Source organism: Dyella sp. 2RAB6 (genome assembly GCF_052115385.1).
In the GTDB taxonomy this organism is placed as follows: Bacteria; Pseudomonadota; Gammaproteobacteria; order Xanthomonadales; family Rhodanobacteraceae; genus Dyella_D.
In genome coordinates, this window is the sequence record NZ_JBFRGP010000005.1 from 25388 (window position 1) to 36373 (window position 10986).

General features: G+C 67.0%; 9 protein-coding genes. 7 read left to right on the forward strand and 2 right to left on the reverse strand.

The features are described 5' to 3' along the window. Positions 1–8 precede the first annotated feature (8 nt). Together AB4083_RS10045 and AB4083_RS10050 are read left to right on the forward strand one after the other, a co-directional pair. Complete coding sequence (locus tag AB4083_RS10045; RefSeq protein WP_441607653.1) at positions 9–284, forward strand: YlcI/YnfO family protein; 276 nt, start codon at positions 9–11, stop codon at positions 282–284. After that, positions 281–577, forward strand: a complete 297-nt coding sequence (locus tag AB4083_RS10050) for a type II toxin-antitoxin system RelE/ParE family toxin (RefSeq protein ID WP_441607654.1) — start codon at positions 281–283, stop codon at positions 575–577. The genes AB4083_RS10045 and AB4083_RS10050 overlap by 4 nt, the downstream gene beginning before the upstream one ends. A gap of 57 nt (positions 578–634) precedes the next feature. Here AB4083_RS10050 and AB4083_RS10055 read toward each other — a convergent pair whose 3' ends face one another. After that, positions 635–1156 carry a c-type cytochrome gene (locus AB4083_RS10055; RefSeq protein ID WP_441607655.1) on the reverse strand — a complete coding sequence of 174 codons (522 nt, stop codon included), beginning with the start codon at positions 1154–1156 and terminating at the stop codon, positions 635–637. Between the two features lie 369 nt (positions 1157–1525). Between AB4083_RS10055 and AB4083_RS10060 the strand changes: the two genes are divergently transcribed. From AB4083_RS10060 to AB4083_RS10080, 5 genes are all read left to right on the forward strand, one after another. Next, positions 1526–2788, forward strand: coding sequence for an efflux RND transporter periplasmic adaptor subunit (locus AB4083_RS10060; protein WP_441607656.1), 1263 nt, complete (start codon positions 1526–1528; stop codon positions 2786–2788). Positions 2789–2893: 105 nt separating this feature from the next. Continuing rightward, positions 2894–6139 carry an efflux RND transporter permease subunit gene (locus AB4083_RS10065; RefSeq protein WP_441607657.1) on the forward strand — a complete coding sequence of 1082 codons (3246 nt, stop codon included), beginning with the start codon at positions 2894–2896 and terminating at the stop codon, positions 6137–6139. 214 nt (positions 6140–6353) lie between these two features. Continuing rightward, positions 6354–9485 (forward strand): efflux RND transporter permease subunit, encoded by a 3132-nt coding sequence (locus AB4083_RS10070; protein WP_441607658.1) that lies wholly within the window; start codon positions 6354–6356, stop codon positions 9483–9485. Positions 9486–9582: 97 nt separating this feature from the next. Next, complete coding sequence (locus AB4083_RS10075) at positions 9583–9876, forward strand: LysM peptidoglycan-binding domain-containing protein (protein WP_441607659.1); 294 nt, start codon at positions 9583–9585, stop codon at positions 9874–9876. A 14-nt stretch (positions 9877–9890) separates the two neighbouring features. Further along, positions 9891–10376 carry a hypothetical protein gene (locus AB4083_RS10080; protein WP_441607660.1) on the forward strand — a complete coding sequence of 162 codons (486 nt, stop codon included), beginning with the start codon at positions 9891–9893 and terminating at the stop codon, positions 10374–10376. A 57-nt stretch (positions 10377–10433) separates the two neighbouring features. Here AB4083_RS10080 and AB4083_RS10085 read toward each other — a convergent pair whose 3' ends face one another. Beyond that, entirely contained in the window at positions 10434–10943 is a 510-nt protein-coding gene (locus tag AB4083_RS10085; protein ID WP_441607661.1) for a cupin domain-containing protein, read from the reverse strand. Positions 10944–10986: the final 43 nt, after the last annotated feature.

Genomic DNA, 10986 nt, shown 5'->3' on the forward strand with positions numbered 1-10986 from the left:
GATTCTCCATGAAGACTGCGGTTATTCCTCCCTTGCGCGTCGACCCCGCATTCCGCGAACAGGTGCTGGGCGTGCTCCGCCCGGGCGAAAGCCTGTCGGCCTTCACCGAAGCCTCGCTGCGCGCCGAGATCCACCGGCGCACGGCGCAGCGCGAGTTCATCGCGCGTGGGCGGGCGTCGGCGGAGAGGGCGCATCGCAGCGGTCGTCATGTCGAGGCCGACGACATGCTGAGCGAGCTCGCCGCCCTGCTCGAGGCGTCGCCACGGTGCGAGGGCGATGAGTGACTTATCGCGTCCGCTACACGGAAGAAGCCCGCGACGACCTGCTGCGCTGTTTCGATAGCCTGCTTGGCCACGGCCGGGCCGCAGCCGAGCGCGCGCCTGCAGCCGTCGCCAAGGCGACCGAGTTGCTCAAGGATTTTCCCTACACCTGCCGCAAGGCCGATGAAGCCGACCCGTTTCTGCGCGAGCTGCTGATCAGCTTTGGCCCTGCCGGGTTAGTGGCGCTGTTCGAGATCCGAGGGAGCGAGGTACAAGTGCTCGCGGTGAGGGATCAGCGCGAGGACGACTATCACTAGAACGAAAAACGCCGCCCGGAGGCGGCGTTTCGCTTTGTTCTGCCTGGAGCGAGGCGTTTACTTCGCCTGGTCCACAATCCAATGCACGGCGTTCTTCACCTGCTCGTCGGTGAGCGCCGGGTTGCCGCCCTTGGCCGGCATGAAGTTGCCGTCCGGGCCGTGGTAGCCCTCGATCGCGTGCTTGACCAGGGTATCCAGGCCCTCGGCGATGCGCGGGCCCCAGGAGGCCTTGTCGCCCAGCTTCGGCGCACCGGCGATGCCGGCGGTGTGGCAGCTGTGGCAGAGATTGTCGTAGATGGTCTTGCCGTCGGTGCTGCCGCCGTAGGCGACCTGCGAGGCGGCGGCCTTGGCAGCGGCGTCGGCGGCGGCCTGCATGGCGGCGCGGCCGGTGTCGCCGGCGTATACGGCGCCCGCGGGGGCGATCCGGTCGGCAACCTTCTTGGCCGCTTCCGGGTTGATTTCCTTGGGTTCGGCGTCGTAGATCATCCACGCACCGCCGATCAGCAGCAGCGTCAGCACACCCAGGCCAGCGATCAGCAACGAGAAGCTGCGCATGAAGCTCTGGTCGGATTTCGTCATGGAACCGCTCACGCAATTACTCCCCGTTACGGTGGGCGAACCATCGGGCCTGGCCGGACCGCAGGTTCAGGCAATGAAGTCCCGGATTATAGACGAACGAGCCGGCCTGTCTTCCAGATCATGGCACCATGGCGGCAGGGGAACCGGGCGCGGCCCGTGCCGGTCCCTCACCCCGACACCGGACGGACATCGACGGATCGCATAGTGGCGCGGGCTCATCCCTGCCATCGGTCATGCGCCCCCCCTGTCAACTGGCATTGTCCCTTTTCGTTGAACTGCCCCTATCCTTTCGCCGTCGTATCAAAACAGGCGCGCATCCGCGCGCGGCGGGGTCGGGTGGGGCCCGCCTACCATCCAGGAGCTTTTTTCATGTCGCGTTTTTGGAAGATCGCGCTGATCGTCATCGCCGTGATCATCGTGGGAGGAGTCGGTTTCCGTCTCATGCACAAGCCGGGCGAAGGCCAGGGCGGGCAGGCGGCCGGCAACGGCCAGGGTGGTTCGGGCAAGGGCGGCGACGGCAAGGACAAGGAAGCACCGGTCCCGGTGACCGTCGAGCCGGTGGTCAAGCGTGACGTGCCGGTCTACCTGACCGCGCTGGGCACCGTGCAGGCGCTCAACACCGTGACGATCAATCCGCAGGTCTCCGGCCAGCTGATGAGCCTGAAGTTCACGGAAGGCCAGGAAGTGAAGCAGGGCGACGTGCTCGCCGAGATCGACCCGCGCACCTTCCAGGCCAACTATCAGCAAGCCTTGGGCAAGAAGGCGCAGGACGAAGCGCTGCTGGCCACCGCGCGCGCCAACTTGGCGCGCAGCCAGAACCTGGCGCCGCAGGGCTACATCTCCAAGCAGGACCTGGACACCCAGCGCAACCAGGTGTCGCAGTACCAGGCCGCGGTCGCGGCCGACGTGGCCGCGATCGCCAGCTCGCAGGTGCAGCTGGGCTTCACCAAGGTGATCTCGCCGATCGACGGCGTCACCGGCATCCGCGGTGTGGACCCGGGCAACCTGGTCACCACCACCAGCACCATCGTCACCATCACCCAGCTGCATCCGATCTACGTGATGTTCACGCTGCCGGAGCAGAACCTGGAGGCGGTGCGCAATGCCTCGCGCGCCAGCACCGATCCGCTGCAGGTCACCGCACTGGACCGCGTCGACGCGCATGCGATCGCCAATGGCGGCCAGCTCAAGGTGATCGACAACCAGATCGACACCACCACCGGCACCTTCCGCCTGCGCTCGCAGTTCGCCAACGAGAAGGGCGACTTGTGGCCGGGCCAGTTCGTCAACGTGCGGCTGCAGGTGCGCACCGTGGCCGGCGGCCTGGTGATTCCGTCGCAGGCGGTGCAGCGCGGCCCGGATGGCGACTACGTCTACCAGATGCAGGCCGACAACACGGTCAAGATGCAGCCGGTGAAGGTTGCCGGCGAAGTCGGCGACAGCCACGTGATGATCGGCGCCGGCCTCAAGGAAGGCGACCAGGTCGTCACCGAAGGCCAGTTCCGCCTGAAGCCGGGCAGCAAGGTGAAGGGGCTCAAGCCGGGCGAAGTGCCGGCCGCGCCGACTGCCGAAGAGCTGCAGCAGCAGGGCAAGAAGGGTCAGCGCAACGGCGGCGGCCGCCGCGGCGGCTAAGCCACACCGGCCGGGCGCGCGCTTGCAGCGCGACGCCCGGCGCCACACGCGGCGCACTGACGCGCCGCGCCTTGAAGTCCACAACGGACGGCCATCCAGGTAATCATGGGATTCTCGACGCTCTTCATCCGCCGGCCGATCGCCACCTCGCTGTTGATGGTGGCGGTGATGCTGCTCGGCATCCTGGGCTATCGCCAGTTGCCGGTCTCGGCGCTGCCTGAAATCGACGCGCCCAGCCTGGTGGTCACCACCCAGTATCCGGGCGCCAGCGCGTCCACCATGGCGGCGCTGATCACCACGCCGCTGGAGCGCAACTTCGGCCAGATCTCCGGCCTGGCGATGATGACCTCGGACTCGTCCGCGGGCCTGTCGACCATCGTGCTGCAGTTCGCCATGGACCGCGACATCGACATCGCCGCGCAGGACGTGCAGGCCGCGATCAACCAGGCCAAGGGCACGCTGCCGAACAACCTGCCGTATCCGCCGGTGTACAACCGCGTGAATCCGGCCGACGCGCCGATCCTCACGCTCAAGCTCACCTCCGACACCCTGCCGCTGCGCAATATCAACGACATCGCCGACTCGATCCTGGCGCAGAAGCTGTCGCAGGTGCAGGGCGTGGGCCTGGTCTCGATCGCCGGCAACGTACGTCCGGCCGTGCGCATCCAGATCAATCCGGCGCAGCTGTCCAACCTCGGCCTGACCATGGAGGACGTGCGCAGCGCGCTCACCCAGGCCAACGTGAACGCGCCCAAGGGCACGCTCAACGGCAAGACGCAGAGCTACAGCATCGGTACCAACGACCAGCTGATCGATGCGGCCGAATACAAGACCACCATCATCAGCTACAAGAACGGCGCGCCGGTGCGCCTGTCCGACGTGGCGCGCGTGATCGACGGCGTCGAGAACGACCAGCTCGCCGCGTGGGCCAACGGCAAGCCGGCGGTGTTGCTGGACGTGCGCCGCCAGCCGGGCGCCAACATCGTGCAGACGGTGGAGCACATCCGCGCGATCATGCCGGAGCTGCGCAGCGTGCTGCCGGCCGACGTGCATCTGGACGTGTTCGCCGACCGTACCGTGACCATCCGCGCCTCGGTCGAGGACGTGCAGTTCACCCTGATCCTCACCGTGTTCCTGGTGGTGGCGGTGATCTTCATCTTCCTGCGCCGCCTGTGGGCCACCATCATTCCGTCAGTGGCGGTGCCGCTGTCGCTGATGGGCACGTTCGGCGTGATGGCCTTCGCCGGCATGTCGCTGGACAACCTGTCGCTGATGGCGCTCACCGTGGCCACCGGCTTCGTGGTCGATGACGCGATCGTGATGATCGAGAACATCGTCCGCTACATCGAGCAGGGCAAGAGCGGCAAGGAAGCGGCCGAGATCGGCGCCAAGGAAATCGGCTTCACCGTGCTATCGCTGACGGTGTCGCTGATCGCGGTGTTCCTGCCGCTGCTGCTGATGCCCGGCGTCACCGGCCGCCTGTTCCACGAGTTCGCCTGGGTGCTGACCATCGCGGTGGCGATCTCGATGCTGGTGTCGCTGACCCTGACGCCGATGATGTGCGCCTACCTGCTGAAGCCGGACGCACTGCCGGAAGGCGACGACGCGCACGAGCGCCACGCCGCCGCCGGCAAGCGCACGGTGTGGTCGCGCACGGTGGACCTGTACGACAGCACCCTGGGCTGGGTGCTGGACCACCAGCGCTTCACCATGTTCGTCGCGCTGATCACTGTGGTGGTGACGGTGTTCCTGTACGTGGTGATCCCGAAGGGCCTGCTGCCCGAGCAGGACACCGGCCTGATCACCGGTGTCGTGCAGGCCGACCAGAACGTGGCCTTCCCGCAGATGGAGCAGCGCACCCAGGCAGTCGCCGATGCGCTGCGCAAGGACCCGGCGGTGAGCGGCGTGGCCGCCTTCATCGGCGCCGGTTCGATCAACCCCACGCTCAACCAGGGCCAGCTCAGCATCGTGCTGAAGGACCGTGGCGACCGTGGCGGCCTGGACAACATCCTGCCGCGCCTGCAGAAGGCGGTGTCTGGCATCCCAGGCGTGGCGCTGTACCTGAAGCCGGTGCAGGACGTGACGCTGGACAGCCGCGTGGCGGCCACCGAGTACCAGTACTCGATGTCCGCGGTGAACTCGGCGGAACTGGCCGGCTATGCCAACCAAATGACCCAGGCCATGCGCCAGCGTCCCGAGCTGTCGGACGTGGACAACAACCTGGCCGACAGCGGCAACGCGCTGAAGCTGACCATCGACCGCGAGAAGGCCAGCCGCCTGGGCGTGCCGGTGCAGACCATCGACGACACGCTGTACGACTCGTTCGGCCAGCGCCAGATCTCGACCATCTTCACCCAGCTCAACCAGTACCGCGTGGTGCTGGAAGTGGCACCGGAATTCCGCACCAGCCAGGACCTGCTGAACAAGCTCACCGTGCGCGGCAACGGCAACGGCGCGCTCACCGGCAGCAACGCCACCACCTTCGGCCAGGTCGCTTCGAGCAACTCGGCCACGCCGGCGGGTATCGGCAACACCGGCAACATCGGCTTCCAGGTCGGCGCCGGCGGCACCATTCCGATCGCCTCGCTGGCCAATGCCGAAATCACCAGCGCGCCGCTGGTGGTCAGCCACCAGCAGCAGCTGCCGGCGGTGACGCTGTCGTTCAACGTGGCGGCGGGCTATTCGCTGTCCGATGCGGTCAAGGCGATCCACGAGCTGGAACAGCAGCAGAACTTCCCGGCGCAGGTGCGCGGCCAGTTCATCGGCAAGGCGGCGGAGTTCTCCTCCTCGCTGGGCGACGAAGTGCTGCTGCTGCTCGCCGCGATCGTGGTGATCTACATCGTGCTGGGCGTGCTGTACGAGAGCTACATCCACCCGCTGACGATCATCTCCACCCTGCCGCCGGCCGGCGTGGGCGCCTTGCTGGCGCTGATCCTGTGCGGCATGAGCCTGTCGGTGGACGGCATCGTCGGTATCGTGCTCTTGATCGGCATCGTGAAAAAGAACGCGATCATGATGATCGACTTCGCCATCGAGGCGCAGCGCAATGGCATGAGCCCGGCCGAGGCGATCCGCCGCGCCTGCCTGCTGCGCTTCCGTCCGATCATGATGACCACCGCGGCGGCCATGCTCGGTGCATTGCCGCTGGCGCTGGGCAATGGCATCGGCGCGGAGCTGCGCCGTCCGCTCGGTGTATCGATCGTGGGCGGCCTGCTGTTGTCGCAGCTGGTGACGCTGTACACCACGCCGGTGATCTACCTGTACATGGAGCGTTTTTCCGACTGGCTGAGGGTGCGGCGCGAACGCCGCGCACTCGAGCGCGCGGCCACCGGCGGAAGCGCCGCGGCGTGAGGCCGCCAGGAACGGAACGACGCGGTGACGCGAGCAAGGGGTGGAGCCGGAAGGCTCCGCCCCTTTCGGCGTACTGGGCCTGGCGATCCGCACCAGTGCCAGAAGGCCCCGGCCCGCATGTTCAACCGATACCCGGCCGGTGCGTTCAGTTCATGAAACCCCGCCTCATCCGACACGCACGGCGCGCCGGCCATTCCCCCGCTACGCTTACCGCATGAACATCTCCGGCCCGTTCATCCGCCGCCCCATCGGCACCTCGCTGCTCGCCATCGGGATGTTCGTACTTGGCGTCATCTGTTACTCGCTGCTGGGCGTGGCTGCCCTGCCGGATATCCAGTTCCCGGTGATCTTCGTGCAGGCCGCCCAGTCCGGTGCGGACGCCAGCAATATGGCCTCCACCGTGGCCGCGCCGCTGGAGCGCCACCTGGGCCAGGTGGCAGGCATCGACACCATGCGTTCGCGCAGCTCCGAGGGCAGCGCCTCGGTCTTCATGATGTTCCAGAGCGGGCGCAACCTGGATTCGGCCGCGCGCGACGTGCAGGCGGCAATCAATGCCGCCCAGCCGGACCTGCCCACCGGCTTGACCAGCCAGCCCAGCTACCAGAAAGCCAACCCGAACGACGACCCGATCATCGCCTTCGCGCTGACCTCGGACACCCAGTCGGCCGCCGCGCTCTACAACGTGGCCGATTCGCTGCTCGCCCAGCGCCTGCGCCAGCTCGACGGTGTGTCCTCGGTGGACATCGCCGGCGCGGCAACGCCGGCCATCCGCGTCGACCTCAATCTGCGCGCGGCCAATGCGATGGGCCTGTCGCCCGATCAGATCCGCAACGCGCTGATCGCCGCCAACGTCACTTCGCCGCAGGGTTTCCTGGACAACGGCAAGACCCTGATGGCGATCACCGCCAACGACAACCTGCACACCGCCGAAGAGTTCGCCGACCTGGTGATCGCCTCGCGCAACGGCACGCCGGTGCGCCTGTCGGACGTGGCCAAGGTTTACTCCGGCCAGCAGGACGCGTTCCAGGCCGCCTGGTACCAGGGCAAGCCGGGCGTGCTGATGTACGTGTACAAGAAGTCGGATGCCAATGTGATCGCCACCGTCGATGCGGTGCGCGAACTGATTCCGACGCTGCGCTCGTTCCTGTCGCCCGGCACCAAGCTGATGCCGTACTTCGACGGCACGCCGACCATCCGCGCCTCGCTGCACGAAGTGCAGGCGACCCTGCTGATCAGCCTGGCCATGGTGGTGCTGACCATGGCGCTGTTCCTGCGCCGCCTCGCGCCGACCTTGATCGCCGCGGTGGCCGTGCCGCTGTCGCTGGCCGGCGCTTTCGTGTGCATGTACCTGATGGGTTACACGCTTAACAACCTCACCTTGCTGGCGCTGGTGATCGCGATCGGCTTCGTGGTGGACGACGCGATCGTGGTGATCGAGAACATCATCCGGCATATGGACGAAGGCTTGTCGCGCTTCGAGGCCACCTTGCTGGGGGCGCGCGAGATCGGCTTCACCATCGTGTCGATCACCGCTTCGCTGGTGGCGGTCTTCATACCGCTGTTGTTCGCCAGCGGCTTCACCGGCTTGTTCATGCACGAGTTCACGCTGACCCTGGTCGCGGCCATCGTGATGTCGATGCTGGTGTCGCTGACCCTGACGCCGTCGCTGTGCGGACGCTTCCTGCGCGCGCACGACGACCGGAAGCGGAAAGAACCCTCGCGCCTGGACCGCGCGCTGGACAAGTTCCACGCGGGCATGCTGGCGATCTACACCGCGGCGCTGAATTTCTCGCTGCGCCACACGCTGCTGTTCGCGCTCACGCCGCTGGCGCTGATCGTCGCCACCGTGTTCCTGGCCGGCTCGGTGCGTACCGGCCTGTTCCCGGCGCAGGACACCGGCCTGATCTGGGGCCGTTCCACCTCCAGCGCCACGGTGTCCTTCGGCGAGACGATCAAGCGGCAGGAGCGCCTCACCGGCATGCTGCTGGGCGATCCGGCGGTGAAGTCGGTGAGTTCGCGCCTGGGCACCAGCCGCACCGGCACCAGCGGCTCATTCAGCATCGAGCTGAAGACGCGTGCGGAAGGGCGCCATGAAACCACCTTCCAGGTGCTCGACCGGCTGAGCGCGAAGGCCGCCAAGTTCCCCGACCTCAACCTGCGCCTGCGTCCGCTGCAGGACCTGCCCAGCGGCGGCTTCGGCGGCAGCGGGCAGGGCGCGCAGTACCAGATCTCGCTGCAGGGCAACGATATCGGCGAGCTGCAGACCTGGCTGCCCAAGCTGGTCAACGAGCTGAAGAAGAACCCCAAGCTGAAGGACGTGGGTTCGGACGTCGACGACGCCGGCCTGCGCCAGAACATCGTGGTCGACCGCGACAAGGCCGCACGCCTGGGTGTGGGCATCGGCACCATCGACAGCGCGCTGTACAACGCCTTCGGCCAGCGCCAGATCTCCACCATCTATTCCGATATCAACCAGTACAAGGTGGTGCTCAACGCGCTACCCAACGAGACCGCCACGCCCGAGGCGATCAACCGCTTGTACGTGGCCAATACCAAGGGCGAGATGGTGCCGCTCACCGCGTTCGCGCGGCAGGAGCCGGGCGTGGCGCCGTCGACCATCTCGCACGAGAACCAGTATTCGACGATGGACCTGAGCTTCAACCTCGCCCCCGGCATAAGCATGGGCGAGGCGATGCAGATCGTGCAGGCCACCGTCACCAATATGCGCATGCCGGGCGACATCCGCCTCAACGTGGGCGGCGATTTCCGCCGTTTCCAGCAGTCGCAGGGCGGCATGCTGCTGTTGCTGCTGGCGGCGATCGTCACCGTGTACATCGTGCTGGGCATGCTCTACGAGAGCCTGATCCATCCGGTGACCATCCTCTCCACGCTGCCGGCGGCGGGCATGGGCGCGCTGCTGGCGCTGTGGCTCACCGATACGGAGCTGTCGATCGTCGCGCAGATCGCGCTGGTGCTGTTGATCGGCATCGTGAAAAAGAACGCGATCATGATGATCGACTTCGCCCTGGTGGCCCAGCGCGAGCACGGCAAGTCGCCGCTGGAAGCGGCGCGCGAGGCCTGCGTGGTGCGTTTCCGCCCGATCATGATGACCACCATGGTGGCGATCCTCGCCGCGCTGCCGATCGCGATCGGCCTGGGCGAAGGCTCGGAGCTGCGCCGGCCGCTGGGTATCGCGTTGATCGGCGGCCTGATCATCTCGCAGAGCCTCACCCTGCTCAGCACCCCGGCCCTGTATGTGGTCTTCACCTGCCTCGCCGATCGCTGGAAAGCGATGCGCGCACGGCGCCGCGAGCGTTCGCGGCAGGCGGTGGCGCGGGCCTCCTGAGGCCCGTGCCTGCTGAATGAAGCCGGCTCGACAATAACGGCGCGTTAACCGCCTACTCGGAACACTGTCCGCTCCTTTCGGGAAGGAGGAGTGTTCGATGGGCAATGAAACAGGAAAACCCGATTTCTCCAACGTGCAAAGCGATGTCCAGTCGACGGCGCCCGACGCGCCCAAGGCGGACTTCAGCAACGTGGAGAGCAAGGTCGCTTCGACCGCGCCGGACGGGGACCAGACCTATACCGTCGCCGCCGGCGACAATCTTTCGAAGATCGCCAAGCATTTCTATGGCAACGCCGACTGGAAACGCATCTTCGATGCCAACCGTGACCAGCTGAGCAACCCGGACCTGATCAAACCCGGTCAGGTGCTGAAGATCCCCGCCAAGGACTGAGAGAGGAGACCCGCATGAAGATCGCTCGTACCCCGTACCTGATCACCTTCGCGCTCGCCGCCACCCTGACCCTGGCCGCCTGCGGCAAGAAAGAAGAGGCCGCCACGCCGACCGCCGCACCGCCGGCCGCCGCCACGGCTGCTGCACCGGCGGCTGCGGCCCCGGCCCCCGCGCCGGCCGTCAGCCTGGTTTCGATCGACCTGGGCAGTGCCGTCGGCGCCGACCAGAAGGTCACCACCGCGACCACCAGCTTCACCCCCAAGGACAGCATCTACGCCGCGGTCAGCACCAGCGGCAGCGGCAATGCCACCATCGCGGTGAAATGGACCTACCAGGACGGCCAGACGGTGAAGGAAGACAGCAAGAGCATCGCCCCCACCGGGCCGGCCACCACCTCGTTCGAGATCAGCAAGCCGGACGGCTGGCCCGCCGGCAGCTACAAGGTGGATGTCAGCTTGAACGGCCAGCCTGCGGGAACCAAGGATTTCTCGGTGAAGTAAACGCACCGGGTGGTCCCGACATGGCGAAGGGCGCGGCATGCCGCGCCCTTCGTCGTTTCAGGCCTGCGATCCATTGCGTTTGGCGAGGTCGCGGCATGGCGGCGCCGGTTGGGCGGGCGTATCACGCGCGGGCAGCACGTCGGGCACCGTGATGTCGGCGCCGGCGGTGCCGGCATAGAACACGATCAGGGTGGTGCCTTCGTCGCCGGTGTAACCGCGGTGCACCTGGCCCACGAGCTCGGGCAGCACTTCGCCGTCGGCGAGAGAGCAGGTCGAACCCTCGCCCTGCGCGCGCTTCTCCACGGTGAGCGCACCCTTCAGCACATAGGCCGCATTGATCACCGGATGGTGATGCCAGGCCAGCGTGCTGTGCGGCGGAATGACGATGCGCAGCACGGTGATCTGCGGCTGGCCGGCCGGATAGGCCGGATAGGGCGTGCCGTCCCAGGAGCGCGTGGTCTTCAGCAGGGTGGTGCTTTCGGCGGCGTGGGCCGAGCCGGCAGCGGCCATGAGCGCGAGCGGGAACAGGAAGGTCCTGGGGAGGAGCGGCGCGGGGCGGCGGTGCATGGCGTGTCCTTGCGGGTCCGGGGAGGGCGGGGCTCGTCATCGT